Source organism: Mycobacterium sp. ACS1612 (assembly GCF_001667505.1).
GTDB lineage: Bacteria > Actinomycetota > Actinomycetes > Mycobacteriales > Mycobacteriaceae > Mycobacterium.
Genome location: NZ_LZHZ01000017.1, coordinates 1 through 22,423 on the forward strand (window position 1 = coordinate 1; position 22,423 = coordinate 22,423).

The following is a 22,423-nucleotide window of genomic DNA, read 5'->3' on the forward strand; positions in this document are numbered from 1 at the left end:
ACCCGCCCAAGGCAACCCACGTCCGATTGCAGCCCGAGGCCTTCGGCCTCGAGTCAGCCCCCATACCGTCTAGTCGGCGAGTTCGGCGCCGTCGTGTGCGCCCTTCTCCCACGCCTCGCGGATGGCGAACTTCTGGATCTTGCCGGATCCGGTGAGCGGGAAGCCGTCGACGGCGTACCACTTCGTCGGGGTCTTCTGCGGTGAGATGTGTGCCCGCACGTGGGAATGCAACTCGGCGACGGTCGGCGGCGCGGCGGGATCGTGTGGCCGAATGAACGCGCCAACCACCTCACCCCAGCGATCGTCGGGTAACCCGACCACAGCCACCTCCGCGACGGCGGAATGACGGTAGAGGACCTCTTCTATCTCGGCGGAAAAGAGATTCTCGCCTCCGCGGATGATCATGTCCTTGCATCGGCCGACGATTCGGCAGTAACCGCGCTCGTCCATCACGGCCAGATCGCCGGTCTGCACCCAACCGTCGGAGGTCAACGTCTTGGCGGTCACCTCGGGCATGTTGAAGTAGCCGAGCATCGTGAAATAGCCTCGGGCCCATAGCTCTCCAGGACAGCCGATGGGCACCGTCTCCCGCGACGCCGGATCGACGATGCGGATTTCGGTGTGCGGCAGTGCTTTTCCCACTGTCGAGCCCTTGTCGGCGGCACTGTCGGACGGAAACGTGTTGGTCAGCACGGGAGAACACTCGGTCTGGCCATAGACGATGGTGAAGTCGACTCCTAGCGTGCTTTCGACGCGCTTGACGAGCGCCTCCGGTACCTGAGAACCGCCCGACACGACCGAGTGCAACGACGACAGGTCACGACGCGAGATGTCCTTGTGCTCCATGGCGGCGATGATCATCGTCGGGACGCCGCCGGCATACCACGGCCGCTCCAACTCGATCAGCTCGAGGAACGCACCGGGGTCGAATATGGGCATCAATACCAGCTTCGCGCGGCGGTCCAGCGCTCCCAGCACGCCCATCACGCACCCGCCGGTGTGGAAGAGCGGCATCGGCAACAGCATGCCGACGCCGTCGAGTATCTCGACCCGATCCACCCACAGCCGGGCGTTGTTGACGATCGCGCGGTGCGGGAGCATCACCCCTTTGGGGAACCCGTGGTGCCGCTCGTGTACTGGATCTGGGCGGGGTGGTTCTCGTCAACGGCAGGCAGCGTCACCACCTCGGGCGCGTTCTCGGTCAGCTCGTCGAGTTGGTCGAGCAGGAACACTTCACGCAGGGCCGGCACATCCGGGCGGATGACCTTGACATGCGCGGTCAGCGGATTGCCTCTGACCTCGTCCACGTGCAGCAGCCCCGCCGCCTGCGACTGCCCCAGGATGTACTTGACCTCCTCGGGTTGCAGGCTCGGGTTCACGGTCACCAGTGTCAGGCCGGCCAGCGCGGCGCCGTACTCGACGATCACCCACTCGGGCAGGTTGTGCGCCCACACCGCGATGTGCTCGCCGGTCCGGAAGTGTTGCAACAGCCAACGCGCGCAACGTTCCGCATCGGCGAGCAACTGCGCGTAGGTCCACTCGCGGCGGCTCGGTTTTGGCAGTCCCTCGACGAGGGCGACGCGGTCAGGCACCTGCGCCGCGACCTCCCGCAACCGGCCGCCCACGGTGACACCGTCGAGCAGGAGTGGACCACTGCCGTCGGGAATCCAGTGTGATGCGATCAGCGCCTCCATCACCAGAAGCGTACGTTTCGCGCTCCCGGTTCGAGGCAGTTCAGGCCGACGCGCGCTCGCGGTGGCGGTTCCCGATCGCCCAGCACACCAAGAAGATTGCGAACGATATGGTCGTGACGAACACCGATACCGGCACACCGGGCGCCAACGACAACAGGATCCCGCCCACCGCCGAGATCTCGGCAAACACCACGGAGGCAATGATCGTCGCGGCTGGCGAGGCGAACACCCGCACCGCGGCCGCCGCCGGGGTGATCAACAACGACATCACCAGCAGGGCGCCGACGATCTGCACACCCTGCGCTGCCGTCACACCGACCAGTGCGGCGAACACGATTCCCAATGCACGCACCGGAAGGCCGCGTCCGGCAGCAACTTCCGGATCGACGGTGGCGAACAACAAGGGCCGGTAGGACACCGCCAGCACGGCGACGACGAGCACTACGACGACGCTCAACAACGCCAGACCGGAGTAGCCGACCCCGACGATCTGACCGGTCAGCAGCGCGAAACTGGTACCGGTGCGGCCGGGGTAGAGGTGGATGAACAACACCGCGAGGCCGAGTCCGAACGCCAGCACCACACCGATCGCCGAATCACGCTGTTGCGCCCGCTGCCCCAGAATGCCGAACAACACCGCGGCCAACCCGCAGCCCAGTAGCGCGCCGAAGCCGACGTTGAAACCGGCCAGCAACGCGAAAGATGCTCCGGTGAGCGACAATTCACTCGACCCGTGCACGGCGAACGACATCTGCCGCATCACGATGAACGGCCCGATCAAGCCAGACACCAGCGCCAGCAGCGCGGCGGCCAACAGCGCCTGCTGGACGAAATCACGGCCGAGCAGATCGGCCGTGACGTCGAACGAGAACATCTTCGACAACATGTCGGTGAGCCGGTCAGTCATGCTCGTGTCCGCTCGCGTGGCCCGAGTGGTCATCCTGGCCGACCACCACGTAGCGCCCGCCCACCTTAACCACCTGGATGTCGGCGCGGTACAACTCGGACAGCGTCGCCGACGTCATCACCTCTTCTACGGCGCCGATCCGGAACCTGCCGTCCACCAGATACAACACCCGATCCACATACGGCAGAACCGGATTGACCTCGTGAGTGACGAACAGCACCGCGGTATCCGCTTCGCGGCGGCGCCGATCGATCAGCCCGGACACCAAGCGGGCGTTGGCGGGGTCGAGGTTCAGCAGCGGTTCGTCGCACAGCAGCAGCACAGGATCGGTCGCCAGCGCCTGCGCGATCCGGACCCGTTGCATCTCGCCGCCGGACATCACGCCGACCGGCTCTGCGGCCAAGTGCATTCCGTTGACCTGTTTGAGCGCCTGCTGTACCGCGACGCGTTTGGCCGCCCTTTCGGTGCGCCGCACGCTGGCCACGCCCCACCGATGTCCGTCGTAGCCCAGGCCGACGAGATCCTGGCCGCGCATCGAAAGTCCGCGTTCCACCGCCCGGTGCTGCGGGACGTAACCGATCCGCTCGCTGCCGGTGCGCACCGGTTGCCCCGTCACGGTGACGCTGCCCGCGCTGAGGGCTAGTTGGCCAAGCAGCACCTTGAAAAGCGACGTCTTGCCGGTGCCGTTGGGTCCCAACACAGCGACGAACTCGCCGGCGCGCACAGTCAGGTCCAGATGGTTCCACAACACGCGATCGCCGAATTTCAGGCAGGCGCCGGTCAATTCGGCGACGACGTCAGCAGCCACACTGAGAACTTAGCGGTTGCTCTGTGCTGCTTTGTCCAACTGGTTGGCCAGCTGGTCCACGGTCTGCCGTTGCCAGGTCAGGAAGTCGACGCCGGCGGGCAGGGTCTCGGTCACCGTGATGATCGGCACCGAGGCTTGTTGGGCGGCGGCCTGAATCTGTTCGGTGACGTTGGTCTGGGTCTGCGAGTTGTACACCAAGGCCGACACCTGGCGGTTCTTGATCAAGTCGAGCAGCGCGGCCAGGTCGGCGGGCGACGGGTCGGTGTCGGCTTCGATCGCCTTGGTGAAGCCCTCCGGTGTCTTGTCGACGATCCCGGAGTTGGTCAGCAGGTAGTGCGCGACGGGTTCCGTCGCCACCACGGACGAGCCGGGATGGGAGGCGCCGATGGCACGCTCGGCGGCGGCGATCATGTCGGCCTGCTGGGAGAACTGGTCGGCGTTGCCGTTGTAGTCGTCGGCGTGTGAGCCGTCGACCTGTGACAGCTTCGCGGCGATTTGTTTGGCGACCTCCTTGGCGGTCTCCAGGTCGTAGAACACATGCTCGTTGGCAGGCCGCGGCGCGGAGGCGGACAGCAGCGAGTACGCGTCCACGACCTCTACGTCCTTGTGGGTGGCCAACACGTCGTCGACCCAGTGGTCGTAGCCGCCGCCGTTGTACACCACCAGGGAGGCGTCGGCGATCGAAGCGGCGTCGGCAGGGGTGACCTCGAACGAGTGCGGGTCGTCCGCGGGGTTGGAGATGATCGCTTTCACCGACGCGTGGTCGCCCGCGATGGCGCTTGCCACGCTGCCCCAGACATTCGTCGACGCGACCACCGACGGCCGATGATCCGAGGCGGCCTTGTTGCCCTGGCTGCAGCCGGTCATCCCGCCGATCAGGGCGGTGCTCACCGCCAGAGTCACCGCTGCCGTGATCGCGCGCATCGCACACTCCTAATACAAATGAAAACCGTTTCCAATTACTCTAGCGCACCGATGAGGGGGTTTACCAACTTGATCCACTAACCTCAGGGAGCATGTCGAGGAGCCCCACGCCAAGACGGCGTGCGACGCTGGCCTCGTTGGCCGCCGAGCTCAAAGTCTCGCGCACCACGATCTCCAACGCCTACAACCGACCGGATCAACTGTCGTCCGATCTTCGCGAACGCGTATTGGCCACCGCCAAGCGGTTGGGCTACCCCGGTCCGGATCCGGTCGCCCGCTCGCTGCGCACCCGCAAGGCAGGCGCGGTCGGCTTGATGATCACCGAACCGCTGAACTATTCGTTCTCCGATCCCGCCGCCCTGGATTTCGTTGCCGGTCTTGCCGAATCGTGCGAGGAGGCCGGGCAGGGCCTGCTCCTGGTGGCCATCGGGCCGAACCGAAGCGTCAGCGAGGGGTCGGCGGCGGTACTGGCGGCCGGTGTAGACGGGTTCGTGGTGTACTCGGCCTCCGACGACGACCCGTATTTGTCGGTGGTGCAGCAGCGGCATCTGCCGGTCGTCGTCGTGGATCAGCCGAAGGACGTGCCCGGCACGTCGCGGATTTCCATCGACGATCGGGGGTCGATGCGACAGCTCGCCGAATACGTTCTAGGCCTTGGGCATCAGGAGATCGCGCTGCTGACCATGCGGTTGGGACGGGATTGGCCGCACGGCGGCCCCCGCCCGGCGGTGGCGGACCCCGAGCGGGTGCAGACGCCGCATTTCCACGTCCAGCGCGAGCGTATCCACGGCGTCTACGACGCGATGACCGATGCGGGTCTGGATCCCTCGTCGCTGACTGTGGTCGAAAGCTACGAGCACCTGCCGACGTCGGGCGGCGCGGCCGCCGAGGTCGCGCTCGAGGCCAACCCGCGCGTCACCGCCTTGATGTGTACCGCCGACGTGCTCGCCATCTCGGCGATGGACTATCTGCGGGCGCGGGGGATCTACGTGCCCGGCCAGATGACGGTGACCGGATTCGACGGCATCCCCGAGGCGCTGCGCCGCGGCCTGACCACCGTCGTCCAGCCCAGCATGGAAAAGGGCCGACGTGCCGGACGGCTACTGCACAATCCGCCGCGTGACGGCCTGCCGGTGATGGACGTGTTGGAGACCGAAGTGGTGCGCGGTCGCACGTCGGGTCCGCCCGCCTAGCCGTCCAGCAGTTGCGCGCAGCGCAGTAGGCCGATGTGGCTGTAGGCCTGCGGATGATTGCCGAGGGCGCGCTCGGCGACCGGGTCGTACTCCTCGGACAACAGCCCCGTCGGCCCCGCCGCGGCGACCAGCCTGTCGAACAGCGCCTCGGCCTGCGAACGCTGGTCGACCAGCAGGTAAGCCTCGAGCAGCCATGCGGCGCACAGATGGAACCCGCCCTCGGTACCGGGCAGGCAGTCGTCCCGGCGGTACCGGTAAACGGTTGCGCCACTGCGCAATTCAGCCTCGGTCGCAACAACAGTGGCCGCAAACCGCTCATCCGACGGGTCGATCAACCCCGACAACCCGATATGCAGTGTGGCCGCATCGAGGTCGGTGCCGTCGTAGGCGGCGGTGAACGACTTCACCTCGTCGTTCCAGCCTCGCTCGAGCACTTGCGCGGCGATCTCATCACGTAGCGCCGCCCATCCGGACGGCGCCTCACGCCCGAATTCCGTAGCCAGCTTCAACGCGCGGTCCACGGTCAACCAGCACATCACCTTCGAGTAGACGTGGTGGCGGGGTTTGCCGCGGATCTCCCAGATCCCGTTGTCGGGTTCCATCCATCGGCTTTCGACGGCGAACACCATCTCGCTGACCAGGTTCCAGTCCGCGTCGGTCAACGGGTTCGGCACGCCGTCGGCCACCCGGCGATGACAGAGATCCGAAATCAGTTGGACCACAGGGCCGAACACGTCCAACTGCACCTGCACGTTGGCGGCGTTGCCGACCCGCACCGGACGTGAGCCCGCATAGCCGGGCAGCGAGTCGATCACCGCCTCGGGGCCCAGTATTGCGCCGGACAATGCGTAGAGCGGATGCAGACGCTCGGGTCCGTGCATGGTTTCGATCACCCCGTGCAACCAGCGCAGGTACCCTTCGGCTTCCCCGGTCGACCCGAGGGACACCAATGCCGATGCGGTCATTGCGGCGTCGCGAATCCAGCAGTAGCGGTAGTCCCAGTTGCGCACCCCACCGATCTCCTCAGGCAGCGACGTGGTGGCCGCCGCCATGATCGCGCCGGTGTCGGCGTGCACCAACCCGCGCAGCGTGAGCGCCGAGCGCTTCATCAACTCCGGCTTGATCGACGGCAGGGTGAGTGTGGAAACCCAGTCGCTCCAGTGACTTTCGGCACGCGCACGGCGCGAGTCGGCGTCGACCGGGCTTTCCGTCAGGTCTTCGGTGCCGCACCGCAGTTCCAGCACCACCGGGCCCTGCGACGGGTCGACGACGGCGCACGCCGTCTGGTGCACACCATCCGGGACGATCTCCCACTCGACCCCAGGCGAGCGCAACACCATGGGGTCGTTGGTGGCGAATACGCGTAGTCCCTCCGCGTCCGCCTGCAGATGAACGGGCGCCTGTGCGAACTCCGGGCGCGGTGCGAATTCCACCACCGCCCTGGCCTGTCCGCTGATCACCCGGATCAGGTCGGTGCGTCCCGCGCCGACGTCGTGTGACAGGTAATCGGTGACAAGGAGACTCGCCCAACGGGTTTCGACCGTCATCGTACCGGTGACGTAGCGCTGCGACAGCGGCAGCGCCTCGCGCTGCGGACCGATCGAGAAGTGGCCCGAGGTGGCGTCACCGAGCAGACGGGAGAACACAGCGGCGGAGTCGGCCTGCGGATGGCACATCCACACCACGTCGGCGTCGGGTGTCAGCAGCGCGACCGTGCGCGAGTTGGACAGCATCGTCAACCGCTCGATCGGCGTGCTGTGGCCGCCGAGCAGCCAGGTGCGGCGCGCGTCGAGCAGGCATTCCAGCACGGCCGCAACGTCTTCCGGGGATTCGACGCGGTGGTCGGCAAGCGTCTCACCGTCGCCCACCTTGATGCCGACGTCGGGACCGTGCAGTCGATGGAAGGCCTTCTCGTCGGTGACGTCGTCGCCGATGAACACCGCCGCCGACGCCGCCTCCTGGTGGCGCAGGATGTCCAGCGCCTGCCCCTTGTCGGTCTGTATGACGGCGAACTCCAGCACCGCCTTGCCGGTGGTCACCTGGGCGTCCCAGTGCATCGCGGCGGACTGCGCCTTGTCCAGGGCCTCTCTGGCGTCGTCGGGGTCGGCGTTGCGGACGTGCAGCGCGACGCTGGCCGGCTTGATCTCGACTGTGACACCGGGGTACTCGCCCGCGATCGCGCCGAGGGCGTCCTTGATCTTGCCCAACAGCGCCTTGGCCGAATCGTCGATGGCGTGCACGAACCCGGTGTCGAACTCCGACCCGTGGCTGCCGACCAGATGGACTTCGGCGGGCATCCGCGACAGCGTTGCAAGGTCGCGCAGCGCGCGACCCGAGATCAACGCGGCCGTCGTCGACGGGAGCGCGGCCAGCGCACGAAGTGCGGCCGCCGACTCAGTCAGGGGGCGGGCGTCATCCGGGTTGGCGACGATCGGCGCCATGGTGCCGTCGTAGTCGCAGGCCACCAACAGCCGCGGCACCCGCGCGACGGTGCCCAGCGCGCGTTGCAGTTCGACAGGTAGCGGTGAAGCCACCCGCTAGATCTTAGGGTGCTCGCCGTCGCCGATGAGAAGACGCACGGCCAGATCCAGTCGCTTGCTGACGTCGGTCGCCGACGCCCGCCGGGTAAGCCAGGCCAGCAGGTTGGACAACCAGACGTCCGAGATGACGCGTGCGATGTGGTACTGGTCCTCGGTCGGCTCGCCGTCGCTCATCGCGCGGGCGAACATGGAGTCCATCAGCTTGCCGACGTGATCGACTTCACCGGCAGCGGACGCGTCGGCGAACACGAACGCGCGGGTCATGGCCTCGGTCAGCAGCGGGTTGCGTTGCATCGCCCGGTTCAGCTTGCCGACCATCAGGTTCAGCCGCTGGTACGGCGTGCCGCCGGACAGCGCGGCACGGTCGGTCTTGGCGTCGATGCGCTCGAATTCCCTGCCGAGCGCGGACACCAGCAGGTGCACCTTCGACGGGAAATAGCGGTACAGCGTGCCGACGGCGACATCCGCCCGTTCCGCGACCGCACGCATTTGAACCGCCTCGTAACCGCCCTTCGAGGCGATGGCCAACGTGGCGTCCAGGATGCGCTTGCGGCGCTCCCGCTGGGCCTCTGACCCGAGCTCGGACTCCGCCAGTACGGCCACGTTCATCACCTGGCGCGGCCGCGAATCCGACCCCGAACCCTGCGCGGGCTGTGCCGGCTGCGACATCCCAGACATGTGGTCGGCTACTCCTTCATCGTGCGTGCTCATGAAAACGATACGCATCCAGGACTGCATTTTCTTCCCTCAGCACACCGACGACACCGGCGTGTGCTGCCTCAATGGCGGTCGACTTGACGGTCGAACGCTGGCACTATTAGAACACGTTCTAGTGAGAAGCACGGCCTTCTCACCCAAACGGTAGGAGTCACGTTGTCGGCCACCATCACAGACGAGCAGTTTGCTGCGCGCGACCTGGTGCGTAGCTGGGCGGCCAGCACCGCCACCGTCCAGGCCGTGCGTGACGTCGAGGGGGGCAGGGCCGATGCGTGGCACATCTCCTACCGCGGCCTGGCCGAACTAGGGATCTTCGGCGTAGCGCTGCCAGAGGCGCACGGCGGCGCGGACGGCACCGCAGAAGACCTGTGCGCGATGGTCGACGAGGCCGCCGCCGCGATGGTGCCCGGTCCGGTTGCCACCACCGCGCTGGCCACGCTGGTGCTCGGCGAACCGCATGCCAAGCTGCTCGAGGCGCTTGCCTCTGGCGAGCGGACGGCGGGTGTCGCATTGACGGCCGATGTGCGCTACGGCGACGGTCAGGCCACCGGCACCGCCGACTACGTGCTCGGTGCCGACGCGGCCGGGGTGCTGATCCTTCCCGCGGGGAACGAGTGGTTGCTCGTCGACGCGACCGCGGCCGGCGTGACGATCGAACCGGTGAAGGCCACCGATTTCTCCCGTCCGCTGGCGCGGGTGGTGCTCGAGTCGGCGGCCGCGGACGTGTTGGACGTCGACGCGCAGCGGGTGACGGATCTGGCCGCGACAATGCTGGCCGCCGAGGCCGCGGGGGTGGCCCGTTGGACGCTGCAGACCGCGACCGAGTACGCGAAGGTGCGCGAGCAGTTCGGCAAGCCGATCGGCAGCTTTCAAGCGATCAAGCACATGTGCGCGGAGATGCTGCTGCGCTCCGAACAGATTTCGGTGGCCGCCAGGGACGCCGCGGCCGCGGTCGCGAATTCCGATGGCAGCCAACTGTCGATCGCTGCGGCGGTGGCGGCGGCCACCGCGATCGAGGCGGCCAAAGCGAACGCCAAGGACTGCATCCAGGTGCTCGGCGGTATCGGGATCACGTTCGAACACGATGCACATCTGTATCTGCGTCGCGCGTACGGGATTTCGCAGTTCCTGGGCGGATTGCCGCGTTGGTTGCGACGGGTGGCCGCGTTGACGAGTGAGGGCGTGCGCCGCGATCTGCACATCGATTTGGACTCGGTGGCCGACCTGCAGCCCGAAATCGCTTCGGCGGTAGCGCGAATCGCGGCGCTGCCCGCTGAGAAGCGTCAGGCGGCGCTCGCGGAGTCCGGGCTGCTGGCGCCGCACTGGCCGCGACCGTACGGCCGGGAAGCCAGCCCGGCCGAGCAGTTGCTGATCGACCAGGAGATGGCCAAAGCCGGTGTGGTGCGGCCGGATCTGGTGATCGGGTGGTGGGCCGCGCCGACGATCCTCGAGCACGGCAGCCCCGAGCAGATCGAGCGCTTCGTGCCGCCCACGCTGACCGGTGAGCTGTTCTGGTGTCAGTTGTTCAGTGAGCCGGGCGCCGGCTCGGATCTGGCGTCGCTGCGGATGAAAGCCGTTCGGGCCGAGGGGGGTTGGAAGCTCACCGGGCAGAAGGTGTGGACGTCGAGGGCGGACTGGGCACAGTTCGGTGTGTGCCTGGCGCGCACCGATCCCGATGCGCCCAAGCACAAGGGCATCACCTACTTCCTGATCGACATGTCCTCACCCGGCATCGACATCCGTCCGCTGCGCGAGATCACCGGTGACAACTTGTTCAACGAGGTGTTCTTCGACGAGGTGTTCGTGCCCGACGAGATGGTGGTCGGGCAGGTCAATGACGGCTGGCGGTTAGCGCGCACCACATTGGCCAACGAACGCGTCGCGATGGCGCACGGCACTGCGCTGGGCAACCCGATGGAGGAACTGCTCCGCACGGTCGCCGACCTCGACGTCGACCCTGCCGTCGCCGACCGGCTCGGCGAACTGATTCGGTCCGCGCAGGTGGGCTCTCTGCTGGATCAGCGGATCGCGCAGTTGATCCTCGGCGGGCAGGACCCCGGCCCACAAGCCAGCGCCCGCAAGCTGATTGGCGTGCGGTACCGGCAGGAGCTCTCCGAGTTCCGCATGGACCTGTCCGCGGGCGCCGGCATTGTGGAGAACAAGGAAGTGCACGACTTCCTCAACACCCGCTGCCTGACCATCGCAGGCGGTACCGAGCAGATCCTGTTGACCATGGCCGGCGAGCGACTGTTGGGGCTGCCGCGCTAGCCGCACGCGAGCTGAGCAGTCCTCACAGTCGACCCCTCGTGCGCTGCCGCTCAGCCGTCGGACTCACCGCCGCAAGCAACTCCGCCAGTTCCGAGACGGCGATGTGTTCGAGGTTGGCGACGGCTGCGACGATGTCGGCTCGCAACCCATCGTCTGCGAACGGCTCGGCGAGCCAGTCGAACTTGTCGACCACCCTGTCCCAAGACATCGGTCGAGTCGGCGATCCTTCGAAGTCCGACTGCTCGCGTGACAGCGTCCGACCGTCTCGGGTGACGACATGGACCCGGGCAGCGGTCCGGTCGGGATAGGCCGCCGTGAGATCCGGTGCGGGCTTGACGTCGACCCGCGACAGCAGGTGCTGCACGTCGCTGCGGTTGACGCGTTCGGTCTCGATTTGTTCGGGTCCGACCTGCCCGTCAAGGAGGGCGACAGCGGTCAAATATTTCAGGTTCTAGTCGCCCTGCTCCTTGGTGGACGGATGCTCCTTGTCGCCATAGCTGCCGCCCCCGGCGAAGTCGTAGGCACCCTGAAACACTTCGAGTGTCGCCGAGGCGACGTCGCGGCCACTGATTTGATACTCATCGCGGATCGCCAGCGTCGCATCGATGATGGCCTGGCCGTGAATCAGTGAGCAATATTGCTTGAGGTAGGTTCGCTCGACCGCGGTCAGGGACCGATCGTCGGTGCGCATGTCGATACCCTGGTCGAAGAGCAGCTCGAGTCCGTTCGGGCCGTCGAAGAGCGCTCGGGGGCCGGTGATTCCGCGGGCAGCCAGCGACGTGATGTACACCGCCCGCATGCCGGTGATCGCCGGCGAGATGCCCTTCCAGTTCGAAACCGGTTCGGCATGTACGGCGGCCAGCGACACATTGTCCACGGTGGACGCGGCGATGGCAGACGCGGTCTGTGCGGCGTCGAGGCCGAGCAATTTGGCCGATCCGGCGGATGCCGACATCGCTAGTTGCAGAGCGTGATTCAGTCCGCGGGTCATGACGGGAACCTGATCGCTGAACCGGCATTGGATCTCATAGGCGACCGCGAGGGCAAGCAGAAAGTCCAGACCACTGGCGCCGACGTGCTCGGCCACCGCGAAGACAGCGCCGAAGTTGTCTGCCGGGCGGCAGAGGCCGCCGGGTGTCAAGAATGTGTCGAGCAGATCGGGATAGCGCACCAGCACGGCGTTGAAGAATGCAGCCTGATCCACCGATGCGCGCCCGCCGCCGATGAGGGTCGCGCTGGGGCGACCACTGAATTCCTCGGCGTCTGCGCGGATCGGACCGATCAGTTCTCCATCGAGTGCGCCTATTGCGCATGCGACGCTGTCGAGCACGTTGCGCTTGAGCAGCTGCATGGAGTTGTCGTCGATGTCTGCCGCAGCCGCGTCGACCACCCACTGGCCCAGACGGTCCACAATGTGCTTGTCTGTCATGACTTTTAGTCAACCGCCAGCAGAACCGCGCCGCCACGACCAACTGCTTACCTGTGGTCGGTGGAACTTCGTACCGCAGTTCTACGAACCCAGGGTGGTGCGGTGCGGATCGCTCGCAGGGACCCACCAGGCACCGGCTGGAGCAGTGCGCCAGTTGCTGCTTTCAGCGAACGCGATCACGGACTCGACGACGTGCGCGACGGCGGGGCGGTCGTCGTGTGCCCGGTGCAGCAGTGACCACGTCCACAGCGGAACCGGATCGGTGACCTCGCATTGCGCCAGCCGCGGCGGCATCGCCGATGTGTGCCGCTTCGGCGACTCGAGTACCGGCACCCGAAGTCGTCGCACATGCGCGTAGAACGCGTCACCGGTGATGCCGCCATCCTCGACAGAGACGACGCGAGCGCCCGTATCGACGGCGAACTCCTGGGCGAATCGGTTCCACGATGACCACGTCGGGCCGCCCGGATCGGTCAACACGGTGACGCCCGCCGCAGGCACGTGTGTCGCTGAACCGAGCCGGACGGCGTGCAGAGGCTCCGCTCGGACGAGATGAACTGCGAGCCCGCGTGTTTCGGCCTCACGCTGGTCCACCCATGCCACTGCGAGATCGAGGCTGCCTTCGGCGACGCGGTCGGCCTGGGCATGCGAGGGCAGCACCCACTCATCGACTCGCACCGGTGCCGTCGGCCCAGCAGAGCAGCGATGTCGTCGGGTAACCAACTGACGTAACCGATCCGAAGCGGTGTCGTCTCCGCCGCGGTGCGATGGAGGCGCTGACGGGCGTCCTCAGCCAGCGCAAGCATCCTGCGCGCATCGTCGAGCAGGGACCGGCCCGCCTCGGTCAGCGCCACGCTGCGCCGATCTCGGACAAACAACTCAGCGCTCAGTTCGCGTTCCAACGCGATGATTTGTTGGGACAGGGCGGGACCCGAGATGTGCAGTCGCTCCGCGGCTCTGCCGTAGTGCAATTCTTCGGCCACGGCGACGAAGTAGCGCAGCTGCCGCAGTTCCATGGGCCGAGCTTATTTGTCGTCTCAGCTGCAATGCGAAGAATGCCCTACCAGTCGTCGTCGACAAGTCGTGGACCAACGCCTTCAGGTGGGCTTGGCTCCCGGGTATGCGTTTGAATCCGATAGTTCCCGAGCAACTCAGCGCAGAACAGCGAGATCTCTATGACGACATGGCCGACGTGATCGAGGAGAACTTCGGTGAGCTGATCGCGCGACGCCAAGACGGTGCGTTGATCGGTCCCTTCAACGGGTGGCTTCATTTTCCGGCGTTTGGACGGCATGCGTGGGCTTTCAACAGATCGTTGTGGGAGCACAGCGTGCTACCACCAGCTGTCCATCAGTTGGTCATCCTCGTGACGGCGGCGAAGTTTGGTGCCCGCTACGAGATGCATGGACACGAGTACTTCGGCCGGCGGGCGGGACTCTCCGAGCGCACGATCGCAACAGTTGCCGCCGGCGAGCGGCCTTCTGACTCGAGCCGCGCCGAAGCGGTCGCATACGACATGGCTGCGGCCCTCAATCGAGGCGGGTTGCTGTCCGAAACGACGTACCGGGCGGCGGTCTCTGAGTTCAGTGAACTGGGTACCGCAGAGATCGTGTTCGTCGTCGGATGCTTCTCCATGGTGGCTGTCACGCGCTCAACGCGTTCGACGAGTCCCTGCCTGACGGCTGAAGATCAGCTCACTCTGAAAGCGGCCTGGCATTGAATTTCAGGGTGACACCCAGGATGCGCACTGTCCCAGCCGAACTGGACGTGTTGATCGACTTCGCCCGTTGGACGGTGCGGTCATAGCGTGCCCGGCGCGCGGGGTCCCGCAGCTGCGCATAGGCGGCCAGGACCTGCCGTAGTTGCTTCTCCGTCGATTGCGGTGCGGTTCTCGTGTCCGGGTGAAGCGCTCGGACTCGTCTTCGGTACGCGGTGGTGATCGCCTCGGGGGTTGCCGTTCGCGGCACACCCAGGACGGCGTAGGGATGGAATCGCTGGCGCAGCACGCGGCACTCCCTCCCAATTCGGCTGGACGCACGAATGTTTGGGATTACCCGATTATTGACGCAGTCGAAACGTGCTAGCTGAACGTGGTTTGCGAGCACGCGTCCGGCGAGGTGATGTTCACGCCCGCGTAGACGACTTGGATATGGGCGCAGGTGATCACATCGGCGGTTAGCATCGGCTGGCCGGTGTGCCAGTCGGTGGGTTGAATCTGGCCGGTGATGAAGTACTTCTCAGGCGGGCCGCCGCCGAAGTAGATCGTGGTGATCTCACGGGTCCCGCCCGCCTTGAAGACCCTGGTGTTCTCGGCGACTACCTGGGTCTCTAGGTAGTTGTACTTGTTCATCGAGCGGATCGTGGTCGTCTGTCGTGCCCACAGGTCACCGGGGAATCCTTCGACGGCCTCGCCATCGCGTCGCTGCGCTTGCGTCGTGAAGTAGCACTGTTTGTCGGGCAGTGGACAGTTCAGCGTGGTGTGCATCTCCAAAGTGGTGCCGTCTGGCAGCGGGATGGAGGAGTCCCCATTGTTGGATGCCGCCGACGAAACCGCCGGCGTCCACACCGCAAGCGTCATCACGCCCGCGCAGAGCGACCCGACAAGACTGCTCAACCGCTTCGTCACGTTGCTTCCCTCCGGTCGGTGCGGCGAATCGTAGTCCGCGCTTATTCGTCGTAGGTGACTTCGACGGAATCCGACCGTGGATGCGCCTGGCAGCCGAGGATCAAACCCTCATCGAGATCCTGTTGCTCGAGCACATCGTTGACTTCCATCTCGACCTCGCCGCTCTTCTTGAGCACCGCGCACGCGCCGCAATGGCCCTCGCGGCAGGAGAACGGTGCGTCGAGACCCTTGTCCAGCAGCACGTCCAGCAGCTTCGCGTTCCGCGGCCAACGCACCTCGTGGCGTTCACCGTCGAGCGTGACGATCGCGGTCGCGGGTCCCTCGTCGCTGTCGTCCTCGGAGATGACCACGGCTGCGAACGGGTCGGAATCCAGCGACTTGAACACCTCGATGTGGATCTTGTCCGTGGGTGCCCCTGAGTTCTTCAGCGCCTCTTCGGCGGCGGCCATGAACGGGCCGGGCCCGCATATGTAGGCGTCGCGGCCGATGTACGGCGCGGTCAGTCCTGCCAATGCCGCCGCGTTCGGCAGTCCCTGCACGGACACCAACCAGTGCACGACCGTGAGCCGATCGGGATACTTCGCCGTCAGTTCTCGCAGCGCACTCGCGAAGATCACTGAGTTCTCGTCTTCGTTGGCGTAGATCAGTACCACCTTGCCGCTGCCCTCGGCGAGCGCGGACTTGCAGATCGCCATCATCGGGGTGATGCCGCTACCGGCGGCCAGCAGCAGAAAATCCTGATCGAGCGTCTTGGGCACGAACGTGCCGGACGGAGCCAACACGTGGATCTTCATCCCCGTGTGAGCGTGGTCGCACAGCCAGTTCGAGGCGTACCCGTCGACGGTCCGTTTGACCGTCACCGTCATCGGGTCGCCGGTGAACGGCGAACTGCACAGCGAATAGCAGCGGGCCACCGAACCGGTGCGCTCGCTGGGCACCCGCAGCGTGAGGAATTGCCCGGGTGAGTAGTTCAGTCGATCGGCCGGAATCTCGACCCCGTCGGGCACGGTGAACACCAGCGACCGCGCGTCAGAGGTCTCCTCGACGACGCCGGCCACCTGCAGCTCGAGCACGTGGCTACCGAGCGGCTCGTCAGTCACTTGCGCGCCCTTCCTGTAAGCGATAACTAGAACAGGTTACAGAAATGCATGTGCCCAGGTCCAGCCGCTGCAGGAATACCCTGCTCGACACAAATCGTAACGTGTTCTAATCTCTGTTGAAGCCCTACTGTCGGGAGGCAAATCCAGTGACGTCCATTGAACAGGGTGACGTGCAGTCGGTCCTAGCCGGCATTGAGGACCTGTTACCGCTGATCGCCAAGCGCGCCCAGGCCACCGAAGACCTGCGACGGCTGCCCGACGAAACCGTGGCCGAACTCGACGAGGTGGGCTTCTTCAAGCTGCTGCAGCCCGAACAGTGGGGCGGCTTGCAATGCGACCCGACGGTGTTCTACGAAGCGGTGCGTCGCATCGCCACGGCATGCGGTTCGACCGGCTGGGTCAGCTCGATCATCGGCGTGCACAACTGGCATCTGGCGCTGTTCGACCAGCAAGCCCAGGAAGAGGTGTGGGGCCAGGATCCGTCGGTACGCATCTCCTCGTCCTATGCGCCGATGGGTGCTGGCACCGTGGTCGACGGCGGCTACCTCGTCAACGGCTCGTGGAACTGGTCGTCGGGTTGTGACCACGCCACGTGGGCCTTCCTCGGCGGCCCTGTCATCAAGGACGGCAGGCCGGTCGACTTCGGCAGCTTCCTGATCCCGCGCACCGAATACCGCATCGACGACGTGTGGCACGTGGTCGGCCTGCGAGGCACTGGCAGCAACACCATCGTGGTCAAGGACGTGTTCGTGCCCCGGCACCGGTTCCTGTCCTACAAGTCGATGAACGACCGCACCGCAGGCGGTCTGCAGACCAACACCGCGCCGGTGTACAAGATGCCGTGGGGCACAGTGCATCCGACCACCATCTCGGCTCCGATCGTCGGCATGGCGTATGGCGCCTACGACGCTCACGTGGAGCACCAGGGTAAGCGGGTGCGCGCCGCGTTCGCCGGTGAGAAGGCCAAGGATGACCCGTTCGCGAAGGTGCGCATCGCCGAAGCCGCCAGCGACATCGACGCCGCGTGGCGTCAGCTGATCGGCAATGTCGGCGACGAGTACGCACTGCTGAAGGCGGACAAGGAGATTCCGTTCGAACTGCGCGCCCGTGCACGCCGCGACCAGGTGCGCGCCACCGGCCGCGCCATCGCTTCGATCGATCGGCTGTTCGAGGCGTCCGGCGCCACCGCGTTGAACAACGACGCTCCGGTGCAGCGGTTCTGGCGCGATGCACACGCCGGCCGGGTGCACGCCGCCAACGATCCCGAACGCGCGTACCTGATCTTCGGCAACAACGAGTTCGGCCTGCCCCCGCAGGACACGATGGTCTGATGACGTCGTTCGCCGCCGAAACCGCTCAACAGCAAGAGCTCACCTTCGAGTCGACGTCCCGCTTTGCGCAGGTGCGCGAGGACATGCGGCTGCACTATCACGAAGCCGGCGTGGGCAGCGGTCCGACGATCGTACTGCTGCACGGCGGCGGGCCCGGCGCGTCGAGTTGGTCCAACTTCGGCCGCAACATCGGCGTGCTCGCGCGGCACTTCCACGTGCTCGCGGTCGACCAGCCAGGCTACGGTCATTCCGACAAGCACACCGAGCACGAGCAGTACAACCGCTACAGCGCCACCGCACTGCTGGACCTGTTCGACCATCTCGGCCTCGAACGTGCTGCGCTGGTGGGTAATTCGTTGGGCGGCGGCACGGCGGTCCGATTCGCGCTCGACAACCCCGACCGTGCGGGCCGGCTGGTGCTGATGGGCCCCGGCGGGTTGTCGGTGAACTTGTTCGCACCCGACCCCACCGAGGGCGTCAGGCTGCTCGGCAAGTTCTCCTACGAGCCGACCCGGGAGAACCTCGAGGCGTTCCTGCGCATCATGGTGTACGACCAGAAGCTGATCACGCCGGAGTTGATCGACGAACGCTTCGCCATCGCCAGCACACCGGAGTCGCTGGCCGCCACTCGGGCGATGGGAAAGTCGTTCGCGGGCCCCGACTTCGAACTCGGCATGATGTGGCGCGAGGTGTACAAGCTGCGCCAACGGGTACTTCTGATCTGGGGCCGGGAGGACCGCGTCAACCCGCTCGACGGGGCGCTGGTGGCACTCAAGCAGATTCCGCGAGTGCAACTGCACGTGTTCGGGCAGTGCGGGCACTGGGCGCAGTTGGAGAAGTTCGACGAGTTCAACAAGCTGACGATCGATTTCTTGGGAGGCCAGTCATGAGCATCCGGTCGTTGGGTTATCTGCGGATCGAGTCGACCGATGTCGCGGCCTGGCGCGAGTACGGGCTGAAGGTCCTCGGCATGGTCGAGGGCAAGGGGGCCACCGAGGGTGCGCTCTACCTGCGGATGGACGAGTTCCCCGCACGGCTGGTGATCGTTCCCGGCGAGAGTGACCGACTGCTCGAGTCAGGTTGGGAATGCGCGAATGCCGAAGGGCTGCAGGACATCCGCAACCGACTAGACCTGGAAGGCACGCCGTACAAGGAGGCGACCGCAGCGGACTTGGCCGACCGCCGTGTCGACGAGATGATCCGCTTCCAGGATCCGTCGGGCAACTGCCTCGAGGTGTTTCACGGCGCCGCGCTGGAGCATCGGCGGGTGGTCAGTCCCTACGGACACAAGTTCGTCACTGAGGAGCAAGGTCTCGGGCACGTGGTGCTCACCACCAGAGACGACGTCGAGTCGCTGCACTTCTACCGCGACGTGTTGGGCTTCCGCCTTCGTGACTCCATGCGACTGCCCCCGCAACTGGTTGGCAGACCCGCCGACGGGCCGTCCGCATGGTTGCGGTTCTTCGGCGTCAACCCGCGCCATCACAGCCTGGCGTTCATGCCGGGTGAAACCCCAAGCGGGGTCGTGCATCTCATGGTCGAGGTGGAGAGCGCCGACGATGTCGGGCTGTGCCTTGACCGCGCGCTGCGCCGCAAAGTGCCGATGTCGGCCACGCTCGGCAGGCATGTCAACGACAAAATGCTGTCCTTCTACATGAAGACCCCCGGCGGCTTCGACATCGAATTCGGTTGCGAGGGACTCGAAGTCGAAGACGACCACTGGGTTGCCCGGGAGAGCACCGCGGTCAGTCTTTGGGGTCACGACTTCAGCGTCGGCTTCAAGTAGTGACCAAGGAACCACTGGATCCGCGCACATTCCGCAATGTGCTCGGCCAATTCTGCACAGGTATCACGGTGATCACCACCATGCACGACGGTGCGCCGATCGGTTTCGCTTGTCAGTCGTTCGCCGCGCTGTCGTTGGATCCGCCGCTGGTGTTGTTCTGCCCCACCAAGGTCTCCCGGTCATGGCAGGCCATCGAGGCCAGCGGACACTTCTGCGTCAACGTTCTCCACGAGAAGCAGAAGGACGTCTCGGCACGATTCGGGTCCAAGGAGCCGGACAAGTTCGACGGACTCGACTGGAACCCCTCGAAACTCGGCTCGCCGATCATCGAAGGAACGTTGGCGCACATCGACTGCACTGTGCATTCCGTACACGACGGCGGCGACCACTACGTGGTGTTCGGCGCGGTGCACTCGCTGTCCGATGTGCCGCACAAGAAACCGCGGCCGCTGCTGTTCTACCGCGGCGAGTACACCGGCATCGAACCGGACAAGACCACTCCCGCGCAGTGGCGTGACGACCTCGAGGCGTTCCTCACCGCCACCACCGACGACACCTGGCTCTAGATACAGCCCGCCGCACACGGATCGGCCACTGGCAGAGAATCGGGCGGCGGGGCGTTCGGGTCGACGGGCTCCTGCTGGGTCAGGTCGACGTCGCCCTCCAGGTCGGGAGCGATCGGCAGGAACTTGCAGAAATAGTTGATCGCGAACTCGCATGGGTTGTCGCCGGAATCGGCATGCGCGGGCGCGGCGAGCAACGTGGCCGTCGCCATTGCGACCGCAACACCGAACGCCTTCTTCAGCACGAGGCCACCCTACTTTGGATCTCTGCCACGCGGGCGGCGTCAACGCCCCACGGTTCGTCCAGTCCCAGCCGCGCGTCCAGATCCCACAGCACACATTCCTCGCCTGGCTGCGCGACCAACGTCCACGCCACGACGGTTCTGCCGAGTTGTTCCTCGACCGGGTCGACAGTCACGGATGCCGGTGCGCCACCGTCGGGATGATGGTGCAGGAATCTGCCGTAGGCGGCTTCGCAGAATGCCGAATAGCGTGCCGTGCACAGAATCAGCCCGTGCCACGCCTCGTCGACGGCGCGCGACGGCATGCCGATCATCTGGTTGTCCCACAGTGCGGGTGCGCAGCAGCGCAGCCACTGCCGCAGTCCGGTCGCGACGATTTCGCGGGGTTGCCACGGGCAGGTCTTGAAGACTGCGGGGGGTAGCTCGAGATTGTCCACCGCCGCGGACATCCGCGCGAACCGATCCCCACGCTTGAGCTTCACGTTTTTACTGTATGCGGGCCGGTCGACAGACGTAACCTTTGCCTGTGGGCAGCATTGTGTTGATCATCATCGCATTCGTCGTGGTCGACATGATTGCGCTTGGCTTCGTGGTGTGGTGGCGGATCTTTCGGCGGCCACGCAATCAACCGCGACCCGGCCAGGAAAGCGGCTTCAACCTCTAGAGGATCGCGACCGCCACCACCAAGCCGAAGGCGAACTGTGCGGCCGCCACCATCAGGATTGGGTGGTGGAATTCGTCAGCATGCAGGTTTGCCGACATCTCGACGCCGAGAACCATTGTCGCAACCCGCATCATCACCACCTGCGCGGCGATGCCGACAAGGCCGAACACCGCGGTGGAGATCAACCCCTCCGCCAGCCTGCCGCCGGACCCGTAGATCGCTACTACCACGATGAACGCCATGCTGATGATGCCGGCCGCCGAGATGATCACGGCATTCGGCTTGCCCTGCTTGACCATCTGGCGCAGAGGACCGGGGGTGGCCACGTCGATCGCGTAGAACCCGATCACCATCAACACCAGCCCGACCGCGGCGTACAGCCACATCGCGCCGACACCCCGGCCGACGGTGTTCCAGAATTCCGACTCGAGCGCCAGCACGGTGGTCGTCATGATCAGCTCCCTTTGTTCAGCGGAATTCGGTGTGGGACAAAGGCTGCACGGTCGTCAGTCACCAGGCCGCCGGCTTCGCGGATGCCCAATCCCGCAGAGGAATCACCGACCAGCCAGGCGCCCAGCGAGGGTCGCACGTCGTCGAAAAGCGGGAGTGGGTCGAACAATTGGTAGACATAACCCTCTTCGCCGTAGATCCCGCCGGTGGCCAACTCGACACCCGGGCCGACGATCGTGATGTTCCCGCCTTCACGTCCGAGTTTCGGTTTGCGGACGTACTCGGTGAGCTCGTGGGGTTCGTCGAGATACGCGGGCAGCAGGTTCGGGTGACCGGGATACATCTCCCACAGCACCGCCAGGATCGCCTTGTTGGACAGCAGCGTCTTCCACAACGGTTCGATCCACATCGTCTTCGGCAGGCTGGAGGCGACGTGCCTGCCGAACTCGTCGTCGAGCACCCACTCCCAGGGGTAGAGCTTGAACATCGCGTCGATGGGCGCCTCTTCCAGGTCGACGAAGCGCTCGAGCGCAGTATCCCAACCGACATCCTCGATCTCCAGCGCGATCGTCTCGAACCCCGCTTCGGCCGCCGTCTCCTGCATGTAGGTCGTGGTGATTTGGTCTTCGCCGGTCTGCTCGGCGCCCGACCAGGAGAAGTGAAGTTCGTTGTTCGGCAACGACTCTCGCACGAGTTTCCACCGGTCCACGAGCTGCTCATGCAGCGAGTTCCACTGGTCGAAGTCGGGAAACTTGTCCTGCAGCCAATGCCACTGCAGCACCGAGGATTCCAACAACGTCGTCGGGGTGTCGGCGTTGTACTCCAACAGTTTGGCCGGTGAGCCGCCGTCGTAGCGCAGGTCGAACCGCCCGTAGACATATGGGTCGGAACGCCGCCATGATTCGGCGATCGACTGCCAACTCCATTCCGGCAGGCCGAAATCCGCGTACCGCTCCATCAGAACAACCTGCTCGACCGCGTTCAAACACATCGAATGGAGCAGTTCGACGTCGGCCTCCAGCGCCAGCACTTCATCCATCTCGAACTCGTAGAACACCGACTCGTCCCAGTAGACGCGATCCGCGCCCGACGGATCGAGCGCGGGAGTGCCGAAGACGAGCCCCTGTGCTTCCACGATCGACTGCCAATTCGGTCGTCGTTCTGTTCTCAGGCGTTTCACT

General features: G+C 65.5%; 25 protein-coding genes and 1 pseudogene. 8 read left to right on the plus strand and 18 right to left on the minus strand.

The annotated features are described in order from the left end of the window. Positions 1-69: 69 nt before the first annotated feature. The 5 genes and pseudogenes from A5724_RS35080 to A5724_RS05560 form a co-directional block, all read right to left on the minus strand. Positions 70-534 (minus strand): hypothetical protein, encoded by a 465-nt coding sequence (locus A5724_RS35080; protein ID WP_369830608.1) that lies wholly within the window; start codon positions 532-534, stop codon positions 70-72. 45 nt (positions 535-579) lie between these two features. After that, positions 580-1,694, minus strand: a pseudogene (locus A5724_RS35085) (AMP-binding protein); the annotation flags it as partial. 40 nt (positions 1,695-1,734) lie between these two features. Continuing rightward, on the minus strand, positions 1,735-2,601 hold the full coding sequence (locus tag A5724_RS05550; protein WP_067797505.1) for a metal ABC transporter permease: 867 nt from the start codon (positions 2,599-2,601) through the stop codon (positions 1,735-1,737). Next, a complete protein-coding gene (locus tag A5724_RS05555) occupies positions 2,594-3,409 on the minus strand; it encodes a metal ABC transporter ATP-binding protein (protein ID WP_067797508.1) in 816 nt (271 codons plus the stop codon). The genes A5724_RS05550 and A5724_RS05555 overlap by 8 nt, the downstream gene beginning before the upstream one ends. Positions 3,410-3,418: 9 nt before the next feature. Continuing rightward, positions 3,419-4,333 (minus strand): metal ABC transporter solute-binding protein, Zn/Mn family, encoded by a 915-nt coding sequence (locus A5724_RS05560; RefSeq protein WP_067797511.1) that lies wholly within the window; start codon positions 4,331-4,333, stop codon positions 3,419-3,421. Positions 4,334-4,425: 92 nt separating this feature from the next. Here A5724_RS05560 and A5724_RS05565 point away from each other — a divergent pair, with 92 nt between their 5' ends. Beyond that, positions 4,426-5,526, plus strand: coding sequence for a LacI family DNA-binding transcriptional regulator (locus tag A5724_RS05565; RefSeq protein ID WP_067797514.1), 1,101 nt, complete (start codon positions 4,426-4,428; stop codon positions 5,524-5,526). On the opposite strand, the gene otsB is transcribed toward A5724_RS05565, so the two are convergent. After that, positions 5,523-8,060: a trehalose-phosphatase gene (gene otsB / locus A5724_RS05570; RefSeq protein WP_067797517.1), complete on the minus strand. Its 2,538-nt coding sequence runs from the start codon at positions 8,058-8,060 to the stop codon at positions 5,523-5,525. The two genes, A5724_RS05565 and otsB, sit on opposite strands and share 4 nt — an antisense overlap. A 3-nt stretch (positions 8,061-8,063) precedes the next feature. After that, positions 8,064-8,669 carry a cholesterol catabolism transcriptional regulator KstR gene (kstR, locus tag A5724_RS05575; protein ID WP_192724394.1) on the minus strand — a complete coding sequence of 202 codons (606 nt, stop codon included), beginning with the start codon at positions 8,667-8,669 and terminating at the stop codon, positions 8,064-8,066. A 270-nt stretch (positions 8,670-8,939) separates the two neighbouring features. Here kstR and A5724_RS05580 point away from each other — a divergent pair, with 270 nt between their 5' ends. Continuing rightward, complete coding sequence (locus tag A5724_RS05580; protein WP_067797520.1) at positions 8,940-11,051, plus strand: acyl-CoA dehydrogenase; 2,112 nt, start codon at positions 8,940-8,942, stop codon at positions 11,049-11,051. Positions 11,052-11,073: 22 nt separating this feature from the next. On the opposite strand, the gene A5724_RS34390 is transcribed toward A5724_RS05580, so the two are convergent. The 4 genes from A5724_RS34390 to A5724_RS35005 all read right to left on the minus strand — a co-directional run bounded on the left by A5724_RS34390 (position 11,074) and on the right by A5724_RS35005 (position 13,496). Further along, positions 11,074-11,490 (minus strand): MmgE/PrpD family protein, encoded by a 417-nt coding sequence (locus tag A5724_RS34390; protein WP_232004715.1) that lies wholly within the window; start codon positions 11,488-11,490, stop codon positions 11,074-11,076. Positions 11,491-11,502: 12 nt separating this feature from the next. After that, entirely contained in the window at positions 11,503-12,480 is a 978-nt protein-coding gene (locus tag A5724_RS05585; protein ID WP_232004716.1) for an MmgE/PrpD family protein, read from the minus strand. 81 nt (positions 12,481-12,561) lie between these two features. Next, on the minus strand, positions 12,562-12,960 hold the full coding sequence (locus tag A5724_RS34395; RefSeq protein WP_232004717.1) for a hypothetical protein: 399 nt from the start codon (positions 12,958-12,960) through the stop codon (positions 12,562-12,564). Continuing rightward, positions 12,954-13,496, minus strand: a complete 543-nt coding sequence (locus A5724_RS35005; RefSeq protein WP_304528349.1) for a LysR family transcriptional regulator — start codon at positions 13,494-13,496, stop codon at positions 12,954-12,956. Before A5724_RS35005 ends, A5724_RS34395 begins: the two co-directional genes overlap by 7 nt. A 104-nt stretch (positions 13,497-13,600) precedes the next feature. On the opposite strand from A5724_RS35005, the gene A5724_RS05595 reads away from it, so the two are divergent. Further along, positions 13,601-14,200: a carboxymuconolactone decarboxylase family protein gene (locus tag A5724_RS05595; RefSeq protein ID WP_082964879.1), complete on the plus strand. Its 600-nt coding sequence runs from the start codon at positions 13,601-13,603 to the stop codon at positions 14,198-14,200. On the opposite strand, the gene A5724_RS05600 is transcribed toward A5724_RS05595, so the two are convergent. From A5724_RS05600 to A5724_RS05610, 3 genes are read right to left on the minus strand one after another with little or no spacing between them, the layout of a single operon-like run. Beyond that, on the minus strand, positions 14,175-14,585 hold the full coding sequence (locus A5724_RS05600) for a J domain-containing protein (RefSeq protein ID WP_369830607.1): 411 nt from the start codon (positions 14,583-14,585) through the stop codon (positions 14,175-14,177). The genes A5724_RS05595 and A5724_RS05600 overlap by 26 nt on opposite strands. Continuing rightward, positions 14,561-15,106 (minus strand): hypothetical protein, encoded by a 546-nt coding sequence (locus tag A5724_RS05605; RefSeq protein WP_082964880.1) that lies wholly within the window; start codon positions 15,104-15,106, stop codon positions 14,561-14,563. Before A5724_RS05605 ends, A5724_RS05600 begins: the two co-directional genes overlap by 25 nt. A gap of 41 nt (positions 15,107-15,147) precedes the next feature. Beyond that, on the minus strand, positions 15,148-16,206 hold the full coding sequence (locus A5724_RS05610; protein WP_067797526.1) for a ferredoxin--NADP reductase: 1,059 nt from the start codon (positions 16,204-16,206) through the stop codon (positions 15,148-15,150). A 146-nt stretch (positions 16,207-16,352) separates the two neighbouring features. Between A5724_RS05610 and hsaA the strand changes: the two genes are divergently transcribed. From hsaA to hsaB, 4 genes are read left to right on the plus strand one after another with little or no spacing between them, the layout of a single operon-like run. Further along, positions 16,353-17,537 carry a 3-hydroxy-9,10-secoandrosta-1,3,5(10)-triene-9,17-dione monooxygenase oxygenase subunit gene (gene hsaA, locus A5724_RS05615; RefSeq protein ID WP_067797529.1) on the plus strand — a complete coding sequence of 395 codons (1,185 nt, stop codon included), beginning with the start codon at positions 16,353-16,355 and terminating at the stop codon, positions 17,535-17,537. Beyond that, positions 17,537-18,427 carry a 4,5:9,10-diseco-3-hydroxy-5,9,17-trioxoandrosta-1(10),2-diene-4-oate hydrolase gene (gene hsaD, locus A5724_RS05620; protein WP_067797532.1) on the plus strand — a complete coding sequence of 297 codons (891 nt, stop codon included), beginning with the start codon at positions 17,537-17,539 and terminating at the stop codon, positions 18,425-18,427. The genes hsaA and hsaD overlap by 1 nt, the downstream gene beginning before the upstream one ends. Continuing rightward, the gene (gene hsaC / locus A5724_RS05625) at positions 18,424-19,323 is read left to right on the plus strand and encodes an iron-dependent extradiol dioxygenase HsaC (protein ID WP_067797534.1); all 900 of its coding nucleotides are present in this window, start codon (positions 18,424-18,426) and stop codon (positions 19,321-19,323) included. Before hsaD ends, hsaC begins: the two co-directional genes overlap by 4 nt. Continuing rightward, complete coding sequence (hsaB, locus tag A5724_RS05630) at positions 19,323-19,889, plus strand: 3-hydroxy-9,10-secoandrosta-1,3,5(10)-triene-9,17-dione monooxygenase reductase subunit (protein ID WP_067797537.1); 567 nt, start codon at positions 19,323-19,325, stop codon at positions 19,887-19,889. Before hsaC ends, hsaB begins: the two co-directional genes overlap by 1 nt. Here hsaB and A5724_RS05635 read toward each other — a convergent pair. Then, positions 19,886-20,131, minus strand: a complete 246-nt coding sequence (locus A5724_RS05635; protein WP_232004718.1) for a fibronectin-binding protein — start codon at positions 20,129-20,131, stop codon at positions 19,886-19,888. The two genes, hsaB and A5724_RS05635, sit on opposite strands and share 4 nt — an antisense overlap. Further along, positions 20,125-20,577 carry a hypothetical protein gene (locus tag A5724_RS05640; protein ID WP_067797570.1) on the minus strand — a complete coding sequence of 151 codons (453 nt, stop codon included), beginning with the start codon at positions 20,575-20,577 and terminating at the stop codon, positions 20,125-20,127. The genes A5724_RS05635 and A5724_RS05640 overlap by 7 nt, the downstream gene beginning before the upstream one ends. Before the next feature lie 77 nt (positions 20,578-20,654). On the opposite strand from A5724_RS05640, the gene A5724_RS33620 reads away from it, so the two are divergent. Beyond that, complete coding sequence (locus A5724_RS33620) at positions 20,655-20,792, plus strand: hypothetical protein (RefSeq protein WP_156752148.1); 138 nt, start codon at positions 20,655-20,657, stop codon at positions 20,790-20,792. Here the strand turns inward: A5724_RS33620 and A5724_RS05645 are convergent. Together A5724_RS05645 and A5724_RS05650 are read right to left on the minus strand one after the other, a co-directional pair. Then, a complete protein-coding gene (locus A5724_RS05645; RefSeq protein ID WP_067797540.1) occupies positions 20,789-21,244 on the minus strand; it encodes a DUF350 domain-containing protein in 456 nt (151 codons plus the stop codon). The genes A5724_RS33620 and A5724_RS05645 overlap by 4 nt on opposite strands. 2 nt (positions 21,245-21,246) lie before the next feature. Continuing rightward, entirely contained in the window at positions 21,247-22,413 is a 1,167-nt protein-coding gene (locus A5724_RS05650; protein WP_369830609.1) for a glutathionylspermidine synthase family protein, read from the minus strand. Positions 22,414-22,423: the final 10 nt, after the last annotated feature.

Coding starts and splice junctions, on each gene's coding strand:
- A5724_RS35080 (WP_369830608.1), bottom strand. CDS start 534: ATGCTCGGCTACTTCAACATGCCCGAGGTGACCGCCAAGACGTTGACC.
- A5724_RS05550 (WP_067797505.1), bottom strand. CDS start 2,601: ATGACTGACCGGCTCACCGACATGTTGTCGAAGATGTTCTCGTTCGAC.
- A5724_RS05560 (WP_067797511.1), bottom strand. CDS start 4,333: ATGCGCGCGATCACGGCAGCGGTGACTCTGGCGGTGAGCACCGCCCTG.
- A5724_RS05565 (WP_067797514.1), top strand. CDS start 4,426: ATGTCGAGGAGCCCCACGCCAAGACGGCGTGCGACGCTGGCCTCGTTG.
- A5724_RS05585 (WP_232004716.1), bottom strand. CDS start 12,480: ATGACAGACAAGCACATTGTGGACCGTCTGGGCCAGTGGGTGGTCGAC.
- A5724_RS35005 (WP_304528349.1), bottom strand. CDS start 13,496: ATGGAACTGCGGCAGCTGCGCTACTTCGTCGCCGTGGCCGAAGAATTG.
- A5724_RS05595 (WP_082964879.1), top strand. CDS start 13,601: ATGCGTTTGAATCCGATAGTTCCCGAGCAACTCAGCGCAGAACAGCGA.
- hsaD (WP_067797532.1), top strand. CDS start 17,537: ATGACGTCGTTCGCCGCCGAAACCGCTCAACAGCAAGAGCTCACCTTC.
- hsaC (WP_067797534.1), top strand. CDS start 18,424: ATGAGCATCCGGTCGTTGGGTTATCTGCGGATCGAGTCGACCGATGTC.
- A5724_RS05640 (WP_067797570.1), bottom strand. CDS start 20,577: ATGTCCGCGGCGGTGGACAATCTCGAGCTACCCCCCGCAGTCTTCAAG.
- A5724_RS05645 (WP_067797540.1), bottom strand. CDS start 21,244: ATGACGACCACCGTGCTGGCGCTCGAGTCGGAATTCTGGAACACCGTC.